The 22,001-nt window shown below is 34.4% G+C and carries 16 protein-coding genes, 1 riboswitch and 1 other annotated feature; of the genes, 2 read left to right on the top strand and 14 right to left on the bottom strand.

The window, feature by feature from the left end; genetic code table 11:
* Positions 1–96 precede the first annotated feature (96 nt).
* The 7 genes from dnaB to NST35_RS00050 all read right to left on the bottom strand — a co-directional run bounded on the left by dnaB (position 97) and on the right by NST35_RS00050 (position 7,527).
* On the bottom strand, positions 97–1,497 hold the full coding sequence (gene dnaB, locus NST35_RS00080; protein WP_001831779.1) for a replicative DNA helicase: 1,401 nt from the start codon (positions 1,495–1,497) through the stop codon (positions 97–99).
* A 170-nt stretch (positions 1,498–1,667) separates the two neighbouring features.
* Positions 1,668–2,114 carry a 50S ribosomal protein L9 gene (rplI, locus tag NST35_RS00075; RefSeq protein ID WP_002447632.1) on the bottom strand — a complete coding sequence of 149 codons (447 nt, stop codon included), beginning with the start codon at positions 2,112–2,114 and terminating at the stop codon, positions 1,668–1,670.
* Positions 2,111–4,078 carry a DHH family phosphoesterase gene (locus NST35_RS00070; protein ID WP_340747215.1) on the bottom strand — a complete coding sequence of 656 codons (1,968 nt, stop codon included), beginning with the start codon at positions 4,076–4,078 and terminating at the stop codon, positions 2,111–2,113. Before NST35_RS00070 ends, rplI begins: the two co-directional genes overlap by 4 nt.
* 28 nt (positions 4,079–4,106) lie before the next feature.
* Positions 4,107–5,033: a YybS family protein gene (locus NST35_RS00065; RefSeq protein WP_340747214.1), complete on the bottom strand. Its 927-nt coding sequence runs from the start codon at positions 5,031–5,033 to the stop codon at positions 4,107–4,109.
* A gap of 227 nt (positions 5,034–5,260) precedes the next feature.
* Positions 5,261–6,229, bottom strand: a complete 969-nt coding sequence (gene metX / locus NST35_RS00060) for a homoserine O-acetyltransferase MetX (protein ID WP_001831747.1) — start codon at positions 6,227–6,229, stop codon at positions 5,261–5,263.
* 64 nt (positions 6,230–6,293) lie between these two features.
* Positions 6,294–6,394, bottom strand: a riboswitch (SAM riboswitch).
* 114 nt (positions 6,395–6,508) lie between these two features.
* Entirely contained in the window at positions 6,509–6,838 is a 330-nt protein-coding gene (locus NST35_RS00055) for an AzlD domain-containing protein (RefSeq protein ID WP_002447636.1), read from the bottom strand.
* A complete protein-coding gene (locus NST35_RS00050) occupies positions 6,835–7,527 on the bottom strand; it encodes an AzlC family ABC transporter permease (protein WP_002458516.1) in 693 nt (230 codons plus the stop codon). Before NST35_RS00050 ends, NST35_RS00055 begins: the two co-directional genes overlap by 4 nt.
* 384 nt (positions 7,528–7,911) lie before the next feature.
* On the opposite strand from NST35_RS00050, the gene sph reads away from it, so the two are divergent.
* Positions 7,912–8,895 carry a sphingomyelin phosphodiesterase gene (gene sph / locus NST35_RS00045; RefSeq protein WP_002458517.1) on the top strand — a complete coding sequence of 328 codons (984 nt, stop codon included), beginning with the start codon at positions 7,912–7,914 and terminating at the stop codon, positions 8,893–8,895.
* 527 nt (positions 8,896–9,422) lie between these two features.
* Here the strand turns inward: sph and serS are convergent.
* On the bottom strand, positions 9,423–10,709 hold the full coding sequence (gene serS, locus NST35_RS00040) for a serine--tRNA ligase (RefSeq protein ID WP_002458518.1): 1,287 nt from the start codon (positions 10,707–10,709) through the stop codon (positions 9,423–9,425).
* An 87-nt stretch (positions 10,710–10,796) separates the two neighbouring features.
* Positions 10,797–11,011 (bottom strand) — a binding site (T-box leader).
* A gap of 542 nt (positions 11,012–11,553) precedes the next feature.
* On the opposite strand from serS, the gene NST35_RS00035 reads away from it, so the two are divergent.
* Positions 11,554–12,369, top strand: coding sequence for an NAD(P)H-hydrate dehydratase (locus NST35_RS00035; RefSeq protein WP_001831762.1), 816 nt, complete (start codon positions 11,554–11,556; stop codon positions 12,367–12,369).
* A gap of 394 nt (positions 12,370–12,763) precedes the next feature.
* Here NST35_RS00035 and gyrA read toward each other — a convergent pair whose 3' ends face one another.
* The 6 genes from gyrA to dnaA all read right to left on the bottom strand — a co-directional run.
* Positions 12,764–15,445 carry a DNA gyrase subunit A gene (gene gyrA / locus NST35_RS00030; protein WP_010959373.1) on the bottom strand — a complete coding sequence of 894 codons (2,682 nt, stop codon included), beginning with the start codon at positions 15,443–15,445 and terminating at the stop codon, positions 12,764–12,766.
* 36 nt (positions 15,446–15,481) lie between these two features.
* Positions 15,482–17,413: a DNA topoisomerase (ATP-hydrolyzing) subunit B gene (gene gyrB / locus NST35_RS00025; RefSeq protein WP_001831817.1), complete on the bottom strand. Its 1,932-nt coding sequence runs from the start codon at positions 17,411–17,413 to the stop codon at positions 15,482–15,484.
* Positions 17,414–17,423: 10 nt separating this feature from the next.
* The gene (gene recF, locus NST35_RS00020; protein WP_002437307.1) at positions 17,424–18,539 is read right to left on the bottom strand and encodes a DNA replication/repair protein RecF; all 1,116 of its coding nucleotides are present in this window, start codon (positions 18,537–18,539) and stop codon (positions 17,424–17,426) included.
* A complete protein-coding gene (gene yaaA / locus NST35_RS00015) occupies positions 18,536–18,772 on the bottom strand; it encodes a S4 domain-containing protein YaaA (RefSeq protein ID WP_001831806.1) in 237 nt (78 codons plus the stop codon). Before yaaA ends, recF begins: the two co-directional genes overlap by 4 nt.
* A 430-nt stretch (positions 18,773–19,202) precedes the next feature.
* Positions 19,203–20,336: a DNA polymerase III subunit beta gene (gene dnaN / locus NST35_RS00010; protein ID WP_001831813.1), complete on the bottom strand. Its 1,134-nt coding sequence runs from the start codon at positions 20,334–20,336 to the stop codon at positions 19,203–19,205.
* A 309-nt stretch (positions 20,337–20,645) separates the two neighbouring features.
* Positions 20,646–22,001: chromosomal replication initiator protein DnaA (gene dnaA / locus NST35_RS00005; protein WP_001831814.1), on the bottom strand; the 1,356-nt coding region annotated here is incomplete at its 5' end.

Genomic DNA, 22,001 nt, shown 5'->3' with positions numbered 1-22,001 from the left:
ATACATACACATACTTCCCACATTTTAAAAAGAGAAAAACAAAATAAAAACCGTACAATAAATAGATTATAACAATTATTGTACGGAAAATATTTTTTATGACATATCTGCATGAGCATAATCAATATCTGTAAATTTATTGTATTGTTTCATAAAGTGAAGTTTCACAGTACCTGTTGGACCATTACGCTGCTTGGCGATGATGATTTCAATTTCACCGTTATCATCATTTGTCTGTGGTTCAAAACCAGCATCGTCATCATCTTCATCACCTTCACCACGATTATAATAATCATCACGATATAAGAAAGCGACGATGTCGGCATCTTGTTCTATAGACCCAGATTCACGAATATCACTCATCATAGGACGTTTGTCTTGTCGCTGTTCAACGCCACGTGATAGCTGACTCAGTGCAATAACTGGACATTCTAATTCACGTGCAATCGCCTTAAGTGTACGTGAAATCTCTGAAACTTCTTGTTGACGGTTATCTGAGAAACGTGATCCGCTTCCTTGAATCAATTGTAGATAATCAATCACAATCATATCAAGACCGTGCTCTTGTTTGAGTCGACGACATTTAGAACGTAAATCATTGATACGGATACCTGGCGTATCGTCTATGAAGATTTTAGTTCGTGATAGCTTACCTACCGCAATCGTAAAGCGACTCCAATCTTCTTCAGTCATCGTCCCAGTTCTTAAACGATTGGAATCAACGTTACCAGAACTACAAATCATACGTGTTGCCAATTGGTCGGCGCCCATCTCAAGTGAGAAGATACCGACAGTATACATATCTTCATGTGTGGCAACCTTTTGCGCAATATTTAAGGCAAAGGCAGTCTTACCTACTGAAGGGCGTGCCGCTAGAATGATTAAATCATTACGGTTAAAACCAGCAGTCATTTGGTCTAAGTCACGATATCCAGTCGGAATACCTGGTGTTTGACCACTATTTTGGTCAAGTTCTTCTGCGGTTTCGTATACCTGTCCTAAGACATCTCTAATATCTTTAAAACCATCACTTTCTCTTGTAGAAGATAGTTCTAAAATACGTCGTTCGGCGTCACTTAAAATCGTATCTAATTCTAATTCATCATTATAGCCATCATTCGCTATACTATCAGCGGTTTGAATAAGTTTCCGTTTCAACGCATGTTTAAAAACGATATCCGTATAGTACTGAACATTTCGCGTTGTCGGTACACTCGTCGATAGTTCGGCGAGATATTGAGGGCCACCCGCTTCGTTTAAGCTACCTTCACTTGATAATTGATCCATCAATGTGACAACATCAATTTCTTTATTATCCTCATTTAGGTGCATCATTGCTCGAAAAATATGTTGATGGGCGCCTCTATAAAACGACTCAGGAAGCAAGACTTCCTGAGTAGTATTAATGAGTTCTGGATCTATAATAATGGCACCTAAGACAGATTGTTCAGCTTCATTGCTATGTGGCATTTGATTTTGCTCATACATTCCATCCATTATCTACTTACACCTCTTATTTCAATCCATCTTTTATTTTATCGTCATCTGATATTGTCACGAGATACACTACAGATATTTCAGAGGTTAACAAATTGTATAAGTCATACATCTTATATAATTGCACCTATAATAGTAATCATGTACTATCCTCGCGTCATATCTTTAAATTATTGTTCTACAGTGTGCACACGGATTGTACCTTCGACTTCTTTGTCTAATTTCACTGGAACGTTAGTATATCCTAGTGCGTGAATACCATGTGGTAAGTCCATTTTACGTTTGTCGATTTTAATATCATGTTGTTTTTTTAGCGCTTCGGCAATTTGTTTCGTACTGATTGAACCAAATAGTTTGCCACCTTCACCTGTTTTAGCTGATACTTCAACTTCGATATCTTTTAACTGTTCTTTAAGTGCTTTTGCATCATCGATTTCTTGTTGTCTATCTGCTGCTGCACGTTTATTTTGCTGTTCTAATTGTTTTAAGTTACCAGGAGTTGCTTCTACAGCATATTTATTTTTAAGTAAGAAGTTATTTGCGTAACCTACTGGTACATCTTTAACTTCGCCTTTTTTACCTTTACCTTTAACATCTTGTGTGAAAATTACTTTCATGCGTCTTCACTCCTACTCATTTGTTCTGTAATTGCTTGTTGTAATTGTTCTATTGCTTCATCTATTGTCGCACCTTTTATTTGTGTCGCAGCATTTGTCAGATGGCCACCGCCACCTAACGCTTCCATTGTTAATTGAACATTTATGGAACCTAATGAACGTGCTGAGATACCGATTAGGTTGTCTTCACGTTTAGCTACTACATAAGATGCTTCAATGCCTTCTAAACTTAACAACTCGTCGGCAGCTTGTGCAACCGTTACAGGATGATAAATTTTATCATCTGAACCATGTGCAATGGCTACACCTTGATCTTGTATCTTAACTGTTCTTATCAATTCTGAACGATTGATATACGTATCGACATCATCTTTTAAGAAATGCTGCGTTAAGATTGTATCAGCGCCATGTGCACGTAAATAACTTGCGGCATCAAAAGTTCTGGAACCTGTTCTTAACGTAAAGTTTCTTGTATCTACTATAATACCTGCATACATAACAGTTGATTCTAAACGAGTCAATCTCTGTTCAGTTGGTTGATATTCTAGTAATTCCGTTACGAGCTCAGCAGTTGAGCTAGCGTAAGGTTCCATATACACAAGTAATGGATTTGAAATAAAGCTTTCGCCACGTCTATGATGATCAATGACTACTTTGCGGTTTGCTTTATTTAAGACATTTTCATCTAAGACCATTTCAGGTTTATGTGTATCTACAACAACGACAGTCGTCTTAGAAGTCATCATATCCCAAGCCTCATCTGATGTTACAAAGCGTTCTTTTAGTTCCGGTTTCTTATCAATCTCATCCATAACACGACGTAATGTCGGATCAATATCAGAATCATTAAGAACGATAAATGCCTCTAAATTATTCATTGATGCAAAGCGCGAAACTCCGATAGCTGCACCTATAGCATCTAAATCTGGTCGCTTATGTCCCATAACGATAACTTTATCGCCTTCAGTAAGAATATCTTTGAGGGCATGTGAAATCACACGCGCACGTACACGCGTACGTTTTTCCATAGGGTCAGTCTTACCACCATAGAATCTTACATTGCCGTTCATATTCTTAATTGCAACTTGGTCACCACCACGACCTAACGCGAGGTCTAAACCAGATTGTGATAATTCACCTAAATCAATAAGGTTCTCAGTGCCTTCACCTACACCAATACTTAAAGTTAGTTGTGCGCGGTAACCCACACTCTTTTCTCTTAATTGGCTTAAGATTTCAAAATTAGAATCTTCTAGTTCAGCCAATATTTTTTGGTTAAAGTAAGCTACAAATTGATCTGAGTTGTAACGTTTGAAGTAAATATTGTAATCCTGTGCCCAACGACTAATCACACGTGTCACCATAGAGTTAATTTCAGAACGTTGTGTATCGTTCATATTTTGAGTGATTTCATCGTAATTATCTAAAAATATTGTTGCAATAATCGGTTTTGAATCTTCATATAGTTCGTTTGTACGTTCAGTTTCAGTCATATCAAAGAAGTATAAACAATGCTCGTTTTCTGAATATCGTACATGATAGTAATAATTTTTGTTTTCTATTTCTACTTCTTGAACTTTTTCCAGTTGTTTTAATATGTTAGGGAAGACTTCATTGACATTTTCAGAAATCACATTCGTTTCAATGTGATCTGTCATAAATTGGTTCATCCACTCAATGTGATTATCTTCATCTAACACAATCATCCCTATAGGCAAGTGCTTAATCGCCTTATTACTACTTGCCGAGATGTGACCACTTAAATCATCCACATAATTATCCATTTTTAGAAATGCTTTTCTCAATAACACGCCACTAATAATAATCATCACAATAAGTATAGCTGTAGCAATACCTGCCACTAGTTGGTTAAAAATAAACCAAACGATGACAAGTGCTATGGCAGTGAGTACCATTAAAATAAACGGTATGAGCAAAGCTTTTTTAGTGGATTGACGGTTCATTCTTCCACCTCTAATCACTTTTTAATCATCATTTTTTTATTATTTTCTTTAAATTAATACATAAATCTATTACCCCAAGTAATGCAACAATATGCGTTGCCGGTGTAAGAAGTGTCCCTACTACCATAACAAGAATTGTTGCGAAGTTCGACCATCTTTTAGCTTTACCAAAGAAGTGAATGACACTTAATCCTTGGATGTACATCACTAATGATAACACAACATCAAAGTTTAACACGATACTTTGGAACGTACTTGGTTCACTTGCAATCATGACACAAATAAGTACTATAAGATAAAACCATAGTAAATTACGGCTCATTTGCCATGCGAATAAAGGTTTAAAAATAGGTGTTGCTACTTTAAATTTACGTAAAATTGGAAATGTAATAATCAGATTAATTAAGACAAAAATGAAAATAACTATAATTAGAAAACTAGGGAGTTGGACCGTCATTTGTCGGAAACTTTCCTCAAGAATCTGTCTATAGTTTGAATCGATTCCACTTGTTAAGAAAGCCTCATGCATTGCATTTTTAAAAGGCTTAATTAATACAGCTGCCGTCGGAATTTTATCGAATGTTTGTAATAACATCCATCCAATAAGTGTAACTAAACTTAATGAAGCTGTTGAAATATAAAGAATTCGTTCTTTAGATGTTCTTTCCTTAAGTAATTGTCCGATAATCGCACTTAATAATAAGATTAAGACCATCATACTTAAGACAAATGTATTACCTAATAATGTTGTAAGTACAACTGTTACTAATGCGCTAATTCCGAATGATTGTATGGAACGATTCCACAAAACAATACCGGGAATCGTTGCAAATAAACATAAAATCAAGCCGAGAACAGGTAATACATGTGTTGCTAAAGCGACTACTAATAATGAAATAATTGCTAAAATAGTTGCTTTAGGTTGTATTTTTGAAAACACATACGCCACTCCCATACTTTTTGACTATAACTCCTATTTTAACCTCTTTGCTAAAATTTAACAATAAAGTAAAGCCATACTACCAGTGATAGGTTTATGCATAGATACGACATATGAAATAAACTTTGCTTATATAATTCTTTGTATGACTATTTTCATGCCAAAGAAAAATTTACCTACTCTGCACTGTTTAGTATTTCTTATGTGTGCTCATGGGGATTGTGTTCTATTATAAAACTTTACTATTTACGTCGGAATTGTTTCAAGTTTAAGAAATGATATAAATTAGGCGCCCAATCATTAAAATTTAGAAGAAAACCATCATGTCCTACATTATCTGGTACGAAGAAATGACGATGATATTTAAAACGTTCTCCTAAAGCTCTCACTTGATCATCAGGATAAAGCAAATCGTCAATAAAGCCCATTGTTAGTACTTTCGTTTCCAACGACTGAAAGACTTCATCAACATCATCTCTCCCTCTATCTAAATGGTGACTATCTAAGACGTCTAGCAGTGTTAAATAACAATTTAAATCGAAATATTCTTTGAACTTATCACCTTGATGTTGTTGATAGCTCACTACTTCATCTGGTGTAAAACGTTGATCATAACTTTTAGACGATCGATACGTGAGAAAGCCGAGTTGACGTGCGATACTTAAACCTTCTTTACCACCTATATGTATAGCTTGTCTTGCAATCTCGTTAAAAGCACGACTATAGGAGGACGTTTTATCAGTAGCGGCTAATATGATTGCTTTTTCCACCTCGAATTGACGATTATAAAGCAATTCCATCGCTTGCATACCACCTAAACTGCCTCCAATGAGAATATTAATCTTCTTAAATTCTAATGCTTGTATACCTAACTCAATAGCTCTAACAATATCCCTCAATGTTAAATGTTCTGGGAAGTTGTCATCATTTAATTTAGAACTTGAACCAAATGGACTTCCAATGACATTGAATGTAAGAAATTGATAATCATGAACTGGAATGTAACCACCATCAATGATTTCTCGCCACCAGCCAGGTTGCGCATCCGTGCCGTATGTTAAATGATTGCCAGTAAGTGCATGGCAAACAACGACAAGGGGTTGACCAGGAAGTCCTACATGTTCATAACGTAGACGTAAATGATCAATCGTTTCACCAGATTCAGTTATAAACTCACCTAGTTCTAATGTATTAACCGTGTAATTCGTCATAATAGTTCCATACCTCCTTCAACTAAAAAAGTGCCTTACTCAAATGATGTAAAGGCACTTATCGTACTTATCATTCGAGTTGCTCGTTGGTATTAGCACCGTGCTATTTAAAGTCGGTTGCTGAAGCTTCTATGGGCCAAATCCCTCAGCTTCTCAAAATAAGGTTAGGTAATTTAATTGTATTGTGATGTAGATATGCATTTCGTCTCGAATAGTCTAAATTTTCTAATTATTTTAATCTTAACTAATTTTTTCTGTAAGTTCAATGATTTTCAAAGATTAAAAGATTAAACGTAAGCAAGCAATGACAAATATACCTCCGAGAATTGTCACTGTTAGACTACGTGTGAAAATAGCGAGCATCACAGTTGGTACGATTGCAATAATATAAGGTAAATTAAGCGTATAACCAAATGTATGATCATGTTGTTGAATTACACCATCTATAATAAGAGCTGTAAATAAAGTGATAGGAATAAAAGAAAGCCATTTAATTACAATTGCTGGTAAGTTGACACGCGATATCATAACAAATGGAATAACACGAACGAGTAATGTGACCACGCCACATAAAACAATAAGTACTAATGTATGTAAATCTGTCGTCATTTTTCCATCATCACCCCTAACAATGCAGCAACTATTGCGGCTATCAATATTGCTACGTATGAAGGTAGAATTGAACTTAAAAGAATCATCATCACAATCACACATACAATGAGTACAATATATATTCTCAATCGTGATTTCTTAATACCTTCAAATTGAGATATACATAAAAAAATAAACATTGCGGTAATGGCAAAGTCTAGACCAAGCGCATCAGGATTTGAAATATACTCTCCGAAAATGGCGCCGATTACACAGGAAACAGTCCAAAATAGGTAAGCAGTAATATTTAGTCCGTGTAGCCATCGATCGTTAATTTTTTCACCTTTAACATATGGTGTTATAGCAACTCCAAAAGTTTCATCTGTTAATAACGTTCCAAGCCCTACCCTATTCCAAAATCCATATTGCTTATAATTAGGTGCTAAAGTCATACTTAATAAGAACATTCGAGAGTTAACGATAAGTGTTGTAAGCACAATTGCAGAAATAGGAGTGTCTGCAATCACTAATGTACAAATAATAAATTGGGCTGCACCGGCATAAATAATCAGACACAATAATATAATTTCTAAAACACTGAAATTTTGGGAGGCTGCCACAATTCCAAATGATAGTCCTACACCTGCATATCCAAGTAACGTAGGAATACACTCTTTCACACCTTGCTTAAACGTAAGGTGAGTCATATTATCAGCCCCAGTCTCTCCAATAAAATAATAAAATCAGTCTAATATACTTAATTACTTTATTCAATATATTTAAAGGCCGGTATGTGTGCCGTCATACATACCGTGGTCTAAAAAAGCTAATATATAAGAGTTTTATTTTTCAGAATTTTCTTTCTTGTTTTTAGACCCTCTTTCCAACTTCTATCCTTTAAAATCAAAATGTTTACAACATTACTTTTAAAGATTATCAAAAAATAATAGTGACTGAACTTTTGCAACTCTTTAAAACATCATTGATTTTTAATTTTTTATTAAAATTTTATTTAGAAATAGTAATTTTCAAAAGATACTTAATTTAGTTTGATATAATCACACCATCAAATGAAACGAGGTGTAACAATATTGAATTGGCAACGTAAATGTATACTAACTACTTTGTTGGTTTTAAGTAGTTTATTTTTAGTATTTTCGACTATCACATATGCGAGTGAACGTGATTATAAAGACAGTCTTAAAATCACTACACATAACGTGTATTTCTTACCTACTGCTATCTACCCTAACTGGGGACAATCTCAGCGCGCTGATTTAATTTCAAAAGCAGATTACATTCAAAATCAAGATGTCGTGATTCTAAATGAATTATTTGATAAAAAAGCATCAAAAAGATTGTTAGCACGTTTACATTCACAGTATCCTTATCAAACACCTATCGTTGGTAAAGGTACAGAAGGTTGGCAAAATACTTCTGGTACTTATAGAAAAATTAAAAAAGTAAGCGGTGGCGTTGGTATTGTGAGTAAATGGCCTATCGTACAACAAGAACAACATATTTATAAAAAAGGCTGTGGGGCTGATATGGCCGGTAATAAAGGCTTTGCCTACATTAAAATTAATAAGAATGGCAAATACCACCATATTATCGGAACACATCTACAAGCTGAAGATCCAACATGCTTTAAAGGAAAAGATAAAGACATTAGACAGAGTCAAATGAGTGAAATTAAACAATTTATCAAAGACAAGAATATCCCTAAAAATGAACCCGTCTATATCGGTGGTGACTTAAATGTCATTAAAGATTCAGAAGAATATCAACAAATGGCAAATAACTTAAATGTTTCGTTACCTACTCAATTCGATGGTAATGCATATAGTTGGGATACTAGCAGTAATAGTATTGCGAAATACAATTATCCTAAATTAGAACCTCAACACTTAGATTATATTTTATTAGATCGTGACCATGCACAACCAAGCTCATGGCATAATGATACACATAGAGTGAAGTCACCAGAATGGTCCGTGAAATCTTGGGGAAAAACATACAAATACAATGACTACTCAGATCATTATCCACTTTCTGGCTACGCATCAAATGAATAGGACGATTGATACATTTAATTATTAAATATTAATATTTAGAATAGGAGCTATATGAAACATTGGAATTAAACTTCGAATTTCATATAGCTTCTTTATGATATTATTTTATGGTTATATAGAAATAAACGTTGTTTGACAAACTCAGTTAAATATTTTGAATATGAATAACAACGTTTTAAAAATCAATTTCCACTATTTTATATTTTTACAGGCGTTCTCTAAAAGATAAATACTTGCTACTTCATGTATTATTTTCATGATTTTATAACTCAATCTATGACAATAAATTTTTACTATTTTTAGACATACGTTTGTGTGACGTCAGACAACCGTATCTATAAAAATCTGTTATATCAGCATTTTAAATCGCCAAAATTATTTTAAGTTATTTTAGACATCCATTCCTAATTGAATATAAAAATAACAATTTTGTCTTTATACATAAAAAACTGCCGATAAGTTTATAGAACCTTATCGACAGTTAAATAACTTTATAATATTGTAATCATCTAGTTAAGTTTATATGATTATTTGATTGGTTTTTCAATTTTAGTTTTGCCACCCATAAATGGTACTAATGCTTCAGGAATTGTTAATGTACCATCTTCGTTTTGATAGTTTTCAACGATGGCTGCAAATGTACGACCTACAGCTAAACCACTACCATTTAATGTGTGGACTAATTCTGGTTTAGAAGCAGCATCACGTTTGAATCGGATATTTGCGCGACGTGCTTGGAAATCAGTACAGTTAGAGCAAGAACTGATTTCTTTATAATCATTGTAACTTGGTAACCAAACTTCTAAATCATATGTTTTACTAGCACTGAAACCAATATCGCCAGTACATAAGATAACACGACGGTATGGTAAATCTAATTCTTCAAGAATAGCTTCAGCATTTTGTGTCATTTCTTCTAAAGCATTCCAAGAATCTTCAGGTTGTACAATACGAACCATTTCAACTTTATCAAATTGATGTAAACGAATTAACCCTCTTGTATCTCTACCAGCTGATCCTGCTTCACTACGGAAACATGCAGTTTGAGCTGTAAATAATTCAGGTAGTACACCTGGTTGAATAATTTCATCTCTATAGAAGTTTGTTAAAGGTACTTCTGCAGTTGGAATCGTATATAAACCTTCTTTTTCAACTTTAAATAAATCTTCTTCAAATTTAGGTAATTGACCTGTGCCAAACATTGTATCAGCATTCACTAATTGTGGTGTCATCATTTCAGTGTAACCATGTTGCGTTGTATGTTTTGTCAACATGTAGTTCATTAAAGCACGTTCAAGTAATGCGCCATCTTTAGTTAAGTATACGAAACGCGCACCAGATACTTTAGCAGCACGTTCAAAGTCAGCCATTTTTAATTCTTCAACTAAATCCCAATGCGCTTTAGGTTCAAATTCAAAATCACGTGGCGTACCCCATTTTTTAACTTCAACGTTTTCTTCATCAGAAGCACCTTGAGGTACGTCTTCATTAATTAAGTTAGGAATACGAATTAAGATATCTCTAATTTTATTATCTACTTCATTAAGTTGATTATCGATATCTTTAATTTCATCACCTAAATGACGCATCTCAGCAATGACGTCATCAGCATCTTCTTTATTACGTTTCTTTTGAGCTATTTCTTCGCTCACTTTATTTCTTTTCGCCTTCATCTCTTCAGTTTTACTGATTAATTCACGGCGTTGTTCATCTAATTCTAAAACTTGGTCGACAACTTTAGGATCGTCGCCTCTTAATTCAATTTTGCTCTTCACTTTCTCAGGTTCATTTCTAAATAAACGAATGTCTAACATGTAACCTTCATCCTTTCCCAAATAAAATATATTCAATTTTATGGATGACTTCGTGTGATAAAACAATAAAAAAAGACCACATCCCAGACAAGGGACGTGGTCTACGCGTTGCCACCCTATTTAACAATTTCAAGTAAATTAAAACCATTTACCTCAAATTGCGCTTAACTAAAATAACGGTTATTACCGATTGTTCACATACAGTAGGTAGATTCACATGAATGTCGATTACTTGTTCTCACTTACCACAAGCTCTCTGAAATCGAACTATCTATGCTACTTGTCCTACGAACAATACTTTATTAACTTAATTTTAATATAGCAAAGTCATTATCATATTTCAAGTTATTTTAAATTTGCAACAATTACGTCATATTTAGATGTGCTTATATGCAACACTTTTTAAATCATTTGTGTCCCGCTTCTACAACTTGTTGAAACTGAATATCTTGTCCTGTGTAATAGTAGATATATTGTGACGATATACATACAATTTTTCTCGGATGAGCGGCGAGAGAATTTCAACATTATTATAATCAACTGCTTGGAATGTCACCTTACGTTCTATTTCCATTTAATATTTTTAATTAAATAAATAAAACTGCTACATTATGCTATCGGTCTACTAAAATAATGAATGATACATGACGATGTAAAAAGAGTTTCATTTAACTATTGACGAATGTCAGATACAGGTATAGTATTCTTAATTGTATTTAGAAGAGATGATTTAAAATCACATGTAAACAATTGTTTGAAATAAATAAAAAGATTCGTGAAATAAAAGCAAACATAAGACTTGCAACATTTTAAGAAATAACATGTTATGGGAGGTTATGTCGTTATGAAAACGTTAGATTCTGTTAATATTCCTATAAGAAAAGACGAAACACATAAAGGTGACTATGGTAAAATTTTATTAATCGGTGGATCTGCTAATATGGGGGGCGCAATCATGCTTGCTGCACGCGCTTGCGTTTATAGTGGAAGTGGACTCATTACTGTAGCAACACATCCAAATAATCATGCTGCGCTACATTCTCGTTGTCCTGAGGCGATGGTTATAGATATTAATGATACTAAAATGCTTACAAAAATGATTGAAGCAACTGATAGTATCCTTATCGGTCCAGGTCTTGGAGTAGATTTCAAAGGTAACAATGCCATCACGTTTTTACTTCAAAATATACAACCTCATCAAAATTTAATTGTTGACGGAGATGCTATAACAATATTCAGTAAGTTGAAACCTCAAATTCCTACATGTCGTGTTATATTCACACCACATCAAAAGGAATGGGAGCGTTTGAGCGGTATACCTATTGAAGAACAAACATATGAACGCAATCTTGAAGCGGTAGAACGTATTGGCGCGACAGTAGTATTAAAACAACATGGTACGGAAATCTATTTCTGCAATGATGATGTCTATAAATTACCTATTGGCACACCTGCTATGGCTACAGGTGGTATGGGCGATACACTTGCGGGCATGATTACAAGTTTCGTAGGCCAATTTGATAACTTTAAAGAAGCTGTTACAAGTGCAACTTACATGCATAGTTTTATCGGTGAAAAATTATCTGACACAATGTATGTTGTTCCACCTTCACGTCTAATTAGTGAAATTCCGTATGTGATGAAACAACTTGAAGGTTAACAGATATCAGAATTAATTACTGTGCTTATCAGTACTGGTAAATTGAGAAGGTACATTGTTGAGAGGGACAGTTACATTTTAGACACTCTCTATTGAAGGGGGTCTAAATGTATGAAAATGATTATTCATTTATCCTCGATGCATGGTGCTACAGAAGTCATAAAGGACAAATCAATTTAATATAAACAAGAAATTAAAAAATGCATGAGGCATATTGCTATGTCTCATGCATTTTAGCATATTGGGCGTCGATGACTGAGTTAGAAAATAACCTCATTATCACTCTAGTCCGACTTCCTTATATAAACTTTTGTTCATAAAATCTACAGATAGTTTAATTAAGAGTTCCGGGCAGAACAACGAACCCTATGTTTCTGTCTTACTCCCTTTTTAATTATTCATCACTATCTTCTTCATTATCTGAAGCACTCTCGATATCTTCATTCACTCTATCCATAAAATCTTGTCTGATATCAATACGATCATCATTTTCAGGAGATTCTACAGATTCCATTTCTGCATCACCTTCTGTATGAATCGCATTGCCTGGTGTCTGATCATCCACTACCTCTTCTACATCTGCTGTTTCAGTAGTAGTAGATTGTTGCGCTTCATCTGCATTTTCCTCATTATCGTCTTCTTCGTTTACTTTAGCAACAGTAGAAACAAATTGACCATCTCCGAGTTTCATAAGGCGTACACCTTGTGCTGCACGTCCATTTTGAGAAATATCATGAACGTCAAGACGAATAATAACACCAGCGTTAGTTACAACCATTAAATCCTCTTCACCGGTTACAGTTGTGATACAAACGATGTTACCATTACGCTCGGTAATTGTCGCAGTTTTGATTCCTTTACCACCACGATTTGATAAACGATATTCGCTAACAGGTGTACGTTTACCGTAACCATTTTCAGTAACTACTAATACTTCATCTTCACTTTCTGAATCTGCAACATCAAGACCAACGACAGTATCCCCTTCACGTAGAGAAATACCTTTCACACCTGCTGCTGTACGGCCTAATGGGCGTAATGTAGATTCAGAAAATCTAATTAATGATGCATGTGCAGTTCCAATAAGAATATCTTCATTACCTGTTGTTAGACGTACTGCAATTAATTCATCATCTTCTTTAAAGTTAATTGCAATTTTACCGTTTTTGTTAATACGGGAGAAGTTACTTAATGATGAACGTTTAACGATACCTTGTTTTGTCGCGAATACGAGATAATCTTCTTCACTTTCAAGGTCTTTAACTGCAATCATCGTACTTATTGTTTCGTCATTTTCGAGTTCAATCGCATTAATAATAGGTATGCCTTTGGATTGACGTGACAACTCAGGAACTTCATAACCTTTGAGTTTATATACACGACCTTTATTCGTAAAGAACAGAACATGATCATGTGTACTCATTGTTACCAATTGACTAACGAAGTCCTCATCCAACGTGTTCATACCTTGTATGCCACGACCACCACGATTTTGAGAACGATATGTAGATACTGGTAAACGTTTAATATAGTTATTATGACTTAATGTAATAACAATTTGTTCTTCAGGGATTAAGTCTTCATCTTCAAGATCTTCTAGACCACCTAATTGAATTTCAGTGCGACGTTCATCGCCGAAACGTTCTTTAATTTCAGTCAATTCATCACGAACTAATTGTAATAGTACTTCTTCATCAGCTAAAATCTCTTCTAACTCTTTAATATATTCTAGAAGTTCATTATACTCAGATTCTATTTTATCTCTTTCTAATCCAGTTAAACGTCTTAAACGCATATCTAAAATTGCTTGAGCTTGACGTTCAGTTAGTTTAAAACGCTCTTGTAAACTTGCCATCGCAATTTTATCAGTGTCCGATTCACGAATTGTTGTGATAATTTCATCAATATGATCTAGTGCTATTCGTAAACCTTCTAGAATATGGGCACGGTCTCTTGCTTTTTTAAGATTATATTCAGTACGTCGTCTAACCACTGTTTTTTGGTGTTCTAAGTAATGGATAAGTGCTTCTTTTAAATTGATTAGTTTAGGTCTACTATTCACTAAAGCAATCATATTCACACCAAATGATGTTTGTAATGGCGTTTGTTTATATAAATTATTTAAAATAACACTCGCATTTGCATCTTTACGTACATCAATAACTACTCTTACACCTGTACGCAAACTTGTTTCATCACGTAAATCTGTAATACCGTCGATTTTCTTATCTCTAACTAACTCTGCGATTTTTTCAATCATACGCGCTTTATTGACTTGGAAAGGTATTTCCGTTACGACAATACGTTGACGGCCACCACCACGTTCTTCTATTTCAGCACGAGAACGCATTTGAATTGACCCACGACCTGTTTCATAAGCTCGACGAATACCACTTTTCCCTAGTACTAAACCGGCTGTAGGAAAATCAGGACCTTGGATGTCTTCCATCAGCTCATTAATTGTGATGTCTGGATTCTTACTTAAACTGAGCACACCATCAATAACTTCAGTTAAATTGTGGGGAGGAATATTTGTAGCCATACCTACGGCAATTCCTGCCGCACCATTTACTAGTAAGTTAGGGAAACGTGCAGGTAAGACTGACGGCTCTCTTTCATTACCATCATAGTTGTCAATAAAATCAATTGTGTCTTTGTTGATATCACGTAAAAGTTCTAATGTTATTTTAGTCATACGTGCTTCGGTATAACGCATTGCGGCTGCCCCGTCACCATCCATAGAGCCAAAGTTACCTTGACCATCTACAAGTGGATAACGATAACTAAAGTCTTGGGCCATTCTTACCATTGCTTCATAAATTGAAGAATCACCATGAGGGTGATATTTACCCATGACATCCCCGACTATACGTGCAGATTTCTTATAAGGTTTATCGGGCGTCATACCTTGTTCATTTAAACCATAAAGAATACGACGATGTACTGGCTTTAATCCGTCTCTAACATCAGGTAATGCACGAGAAACGATAACACTCATAGCATAGTCTAAGAATGATTCACGCATTTCACTGGTTATATTTCGTTCATTAATTCTTGATTGAGGTAATTCAGCCATCAAGAGATCCTCCTTCAAAAGTTCAGTTCATAGTGTCTAGAAATCTAGGTTGGCATAAACTGCATTGTCTTCGATAAATTGTCTGCGATTTTCTACTACATCGCCCATTAACATTTCAAATGTTTGGTCTGCATCAATTGCATCTTCAAGTCTCACTTGCAACATAGAGCGATGTTCAGGATTCATAGTCGTTTCCCATAATTGGTCTGCGTTCATTTCACCAAGACCTTTGTAACGTGCAATTGACCATTTTGGTGACGGGTTTAATTCTTGTTTCAACTTGTCTAGTTCTCTATCGTTAAATACATAATATTTTTGTTTTCCTTGTGTTAGTTTATATAAAGGCGGCTGAGCAATATAAACGTAGCCCGCTTCAATTAAAGGTCTCATGAAACGATAGAAGAATGTAAGTAATAACGTACGTATATGTGCACCATCAACATCGGCATCAGTCATGATTACGATTTTATGATAACGTGCTTTTGATATATCGAATTCTCCTCCAATACCCGTACCAAATGCAGTAATCATTTGACGAATTTCGTTATTGTTTAAGATACGATCTAAACGTGCTTTTTCCACATTCAAAATTTTACCTCTTAAAGGTAAAATGGCTTGTGTTCTTGAATCACGACCAGATTTAGTAGACCCCCCGGCAGAGTCACCTTCTACCAAGAAAATTTCACTTTCTTCAGGGTTCTTACTAGAACAATCTGCCAATTTACCTGGTAAGCTTGAAACGTCTAATGCTGATTTACGACGCGTAACTTCACGTGCTTTTTTGGCAGCCACACGTGCGCGTGAAGCCATAATACCCTTTTCAACAATAATGCGTCCTACAGATGGATTCTCATATAAGAAACGTTCAAAGTGTTCAGAAAATAATCTATCAACAACTTGACGTACTTCAGAGTTTCCTAATTTTGTTTTTGTTTGTCCTTCAAACTGAGGATCGCCATGTTTAATTGATACGACTGCTGTTAAACCTTCTCGTGTATCTTCACCTGAAAGTCTATCTTTATCCTCTTTAATAATCTTACTTTGCGTACCATAGCTATTTAAAACGCGTGTTAAAGCACGTTTAAAGCCATCTTCATGCGTACCACCCTCGTATGTATGAATATTATTCGCATACGTTAATAAGTTGGTTGCATATCCACTGTTATATTGAAGTGCAATTTCCACTTCAATATCGTCTTTAGACTGATGGATATATATAGGTTCATCGTGAAGAGGTTCTTTATTCTCATTTAATAAATCTACATAGGATTTAATCCCGCCTTCATAATGATATGAGTCTTCTCTAACTTCCTCTTCTCTTTCATCTTTTAAAGTAATTTGAATACCTTTATTTAAGAAAGCAAGCTCACGTATACGCTTTTGAAGTGTTTCATAGTTATAAACTGTTGTCTCTGTAAAGATTTCTTTATCGGCTTTGAATCGAATAGCTGTACCTGTTTTATCTGTATCGCCAATTTCTTTAAGATCAAATTGTGGCACACCTTGTTTATAGGCTTGATGATAAATCGTGCCATTACGATGTACATAAACTTCAAGATCTTGTGAGAGTGCATTAACAACTGAAGATCCAACACCGTGAAGACCGCCAGATACTTTGTATCCGCCACCTCCGAATTTACCTCCAGCGTGAAGTACAGTTAAGATAACTTCGACAGCAGGGCGTCCCATCTTTTCTTGAATATCAACAGGAATACCACGGCCATTGTCAGTAACTTTAATCCAATTGTCTTTCTCAATTACAACTTCAATATGACTAGCATAACCTGCTAATGCCTCGTCAATACTATTATCAACAATTTCCCATACTAAATGGTGCAACCCTCTTTCTGAAGTTGAACCAATATACATACCCGGTCTTTTACGAACCGCTTCGAGACCTTCTAAAACTTGTATCTGTCCAGCACCATAATTATCTGTGTTGTTTACATCTGACAATGTATTCACCATCACTTTCTCGTTACTTTAGTATTTCACCTTGACTAATACGGTATAACTTAGCGTTATTCATTATTTCATGATCTATTCCTTCAACTGACGTAGTTGTCACAAATGTTTGTACTTTATGTTGAATCGTACTTAACAAATGTGTTTGACGTGAATCATCAAGCTCACTCAAGACATCATCTAAAAGTAAGATTGGATATTCTCCTACTTCAATATTCATTAATTCAATTTCTGCCAACTTAATTGACAGCGCAGTTGTACGTTGCTGACCTTGTGAACCATACGTTTGAGCATCCATGCCATTTACATTGAAACTTAAGTCATCACGATGTGGGCCATAGAGACATACGCCTCGTTCTTTTTCTCTTTGTAAATTGTCATTTAACAATGCTAATACTTCTTCAATTAACTCAGATTGATTGGCTTCATAATTACTTAACTTCAAACTTGGAACATAATCGAGTGTCAGTGTCTCTCGATCATTTGTGATACCTGCATGAATGGGTTGTGCAAGTGTTTCTAATTCCTTTATAAAGTGCTCTCGACGTAACGTAACCTTCAGTGCATATTCAGCAAATTGTTGGTTTAAGACTTCTAACATTGTTGTATCTGTCTTCTGCCCAATTTGTAACTGTTTAAGGTAATTGTTCTTTTGCTTTAGAATACGCTGATATTGAGCTAAATCATTCAAATAGACAGCAGATATTTGTCCTAACTCCATATCTATGAATCGTCGACGTATTTGTGGTGAACCTTTAACGATATTTAAATCTTCAGGCGCAAATAAGACGACATTTAAATGTCCAATATATTGAGTTAGTCTGCTTTGCTCAAGATGATTTACTTTAACTTGCTTACCTTTTTTAGTTATAAACATCGTAAGCGGCATCGTACCATGTCTATAACTTAGCTCACCCTCTATTTTAGCATAATCAGACTTGAAACGTATGAGTTCCTTATCATTTGACGTACGATGACTTTTAGCAAGCGCTAAGGTATAAATTGATTCAAGTAAATTTGTCTTTCCTTGTGCGTTCTCACCAATAAGGATATTCACTTCGGGATGACAATCTAATGTCACCTGTTCATAGTTACGATAATTCTCTAATTGGAGTGTATTAAGTTTCATTGTTCACCTTGATGGATGATTAAAAAGGAACCCGTATCTTCAGGGATATCTGTAATATCAATGCGGTCGTTGTGTTCTAATTTTTTGCCACGTCTTGTTTCACGTTGTCCATTAATTAAAACCTCAAAATCCTGTAGAAACCATTTAGCTTGTCCACCTGATTCTATGATTCCTTCAGTTTTAAGAAATTGACCTAAAGTGATATTTCCTTCTACAACAACTTCTTGAACCAAAATTTCTCACTCCGTTTCTATATGTGTCATTAATATATTATACCGTTTTTTACTTTGAATTTCATTTAAAATAAAGAATGAAATCGTTTACTTTGATATATATTTTATTTTATCAAAAGCTACTACAAATTTTATAATTTACTTACAATCATTTTAGAAACTTACCTGAATTTTAAATTTAAAGGGGTTTTAGGACACTTTTTCCACAAGGGTAATAAATACTCAAATATAATTTATTATTGCTATGAAAAGCGCTCAGTACATTTAAAATTAATTCTACATTCACGATAATTATCTCATTAGTCTATTTTAAGCTTTGAATGTTTGAAATGAGATTTGATATCAATATAAAAAAGCCTATGCAACAAATGCACAGGCTCCTTTGTATAAGAGATTTAGCAATCTAATCCGATCGTAACTTTAATTTTTATTAATATGTTCTAATAGGCAGAATTAATTGCGTTACAGAATCATCATCTTTTGGTTTTAAGATAAATGGTTTCATTGTACCAAAGAATTCTACTTCTACTTCATCATTATCAATGGCTTTTAAAGCATCCATCATGTATTTTGAGTTGAAAGAAATTTTCAAGTTTCCGCCTTCTACATCATTAGCGTTAACTTCTTCTTTAACAGTACCAATTTCAGGAGAAGTAGATGAAAGTTCAACTAATTCATTACCTGTACTTAATTTAATAACATTATTTCCACCTTCACGTGCTAATAAAGATGCACGATCAATTGCATGATAGAAGTCTCCATTGTTAATTCCTAATTTAATCTCATAATTTTCTGGGAATAAACGTGTCGTATCTGGATAATGACCTTCAAGTAAACGTGAGATGAAATTAATATTCCCCACTCTGAATAACACTTGGTTAGAAGCAAAGAAAATATCAATATCTTCGTCGCTGTCACTCATAATTTTGTTTAATTCAGATAAAGCTTTACCAGGAATGATGACATTTTTATTTTCTGATTCATCTTCTAACTGTAACTTTCTTACAGCTAAGCGGTGTGAATCTGTTGCTGTGCATATTAATTCATTATCTTGTATAAGCCAGTTTACACCAGTAAGTACTGGTCGTGTTTCTGAGGTGGACACTGCAAAATTAGTTTGTGCAATGATATTTTTTAGTACCTTAACTGACAATTGAATAGCGTCATCTCGTGATACCTCAGGTAATAATGGGTATTGATCAGGATCTAAGCCACTTAAGTTAAATTCTGAATGACCTGATGTGATTAACGTTTGGAATTGTTCATTAGTTGATAATTTAACTTCTTTTCCAGGAAGTTTTTTAATAATATCAACGAAGAAACGACCAGGAAGTACAACTGATCCTGTTTCTGTAATTTCAACAATTTCTTCACCATCAACTTGTTTTGGAATAGTGATTTCTATTGATATTTCTGAATCTGACCCAGTTAAAATGACTTCATTTTCTTTAGCATCAATTTTGATACCTGTTAAAATCGGTAAAGTTGTTCTAGGTGAGATAGCCTTTAATGTGTCGTTAAGTTGATTAATAAAATAATCTCTTTTAATTGTGAATTCCATCATTAAATTTAAACTCCTTCCAGTCGTTTATATATAATTATATAGGTTTTAAATTCATAGTAATAGTAGTAGGCACTGTGGATTGGTGGATAAGTCTAAAAAACTTACGAATAGCACAGTTATACACATGTGGATAAACTGTGTATGTTGTGTATTATTTTTTCACATTATCCACAATTGCTATTTTTTATTCAGAGGGACAACTCCCCATCTTTTTAAGTGTTTAGGAATTGATTTACATAGTAATTATTCCCTAAAAGACAGTTTACAATCTGCTAATTTTCAATTTATTCAATATGGATTTATTTCCCATTACTGATTTCTAATTTCTTTTTCTAAGTTTTCTACTTCTTGCTTAAATGTAGGATCAGACTTGATATCATTTGCAATCTTTTCATGGGCATGGATAACTGTTGTATGATCGCGACCTCCAAATTCTTCACCTATCTTAGGTAATGAAAAATCAGTTAATTCTCTAGATAGATACATAGCTATTTGTCGTGGGTAAGCAATTGACTTTGTACGTTTTTTGGCACTAAAATCTTCAATTCTTACACTATAATATTGACCAACTATCTTTTGGATATCTTGAATTGTAATCTTTTTAGACTTAGGTGACTGAATGATATCTTTTAACGCTTCTGCAGTGAGTTCGGTTGTAATAGGTTTTCCTTGTAATTTGGAGTACGCTAAAAGTCGAGTTAATGCGCCTTCAAGTTCACGAATATTTGATTGGATTTGGTTGGCGATGTAATTCAAAGCTTCTGGCGGAATATCAAGATTTTCTTCTTCAATTTTCTTTTGTAATATTGCCATTCTTGTTTCGTAATCAGGTGGTGTGATATCAACTATTAGTCCCCACTCAAAACGAGAACGTAGACGGTCTTCCAGCTTAGCAATTTCTTTTGGTGGACGATCACTTGAAATAACGATTTGTTTATTATTTTGATGTAATTCATTAAAAGTATGGAAGAACTCTTCTTGCGTTTGTTCTTTATTTTGAATGAATTGAATATCATCAATTAATAAAACATCAATTTTACGATACTTTTCACGAAATGCTTCAGTTTCATTATCACGTATTGATTTAATAAATTCGTTTGTGAATTTCTCACTAGAAGTGTAAATGACTTTAGCATTAGGTTTGTTGCTAAGAACATGGTGCCCAATTGCATGCATTAAATGTGTTTTACCTAGACCTACGCCTCCATATATAAATAATGGATTATAAGCTTCTGCCGGTGCTTCTGCAACAGCTAAACTTGCAGCATGTGGGAAACGGTTACCAGGTCCAATGACAAATGTATCGAATGTATTGTGCATATTAAATTGTTCTTTTCCCCAAGTCTTATCATCTATAGAAGAATGTTGTACTTGGGGTTCTTGAACTTCTTGTGTATTTACATTGTTGTAGGATGCAAGTTCATCTTCAGAAATAAAATGTGGTTTCACTTCATAACCGATGACATCATAAATAATAGCCTGCATAATTTCTGAATATCGCTGATTAAGCCAACTCGCATTGAAAGGCAGACTTACTAATATAATGGCTTCGTCATTTTTAAGTGAGTAGAGTTGCGTATCTTTTATGAACGTTTGATAACTAGTGTTTGAAATTCTTTCCTGGGCAATTTCTAAAACTTTATCCCAAATTTCTTTCTCTGACAT

The sequence above is a fragment of the Staphylococcus sp. FSL W8-0304 genome, from assembly GCF_038006565.1.
Taxonomy (GTDB): domain Bacteria; phylum Bacillota; class Bacilli; order Staphylococcales; family Staphylococcaceae; genus Staphylococcus; species Staphylococcus epidermidis.
Note: the sequence above shows the minus strand (reverse complement) of the source record. Positions and strands in the feature narration are given on the sequence as shown.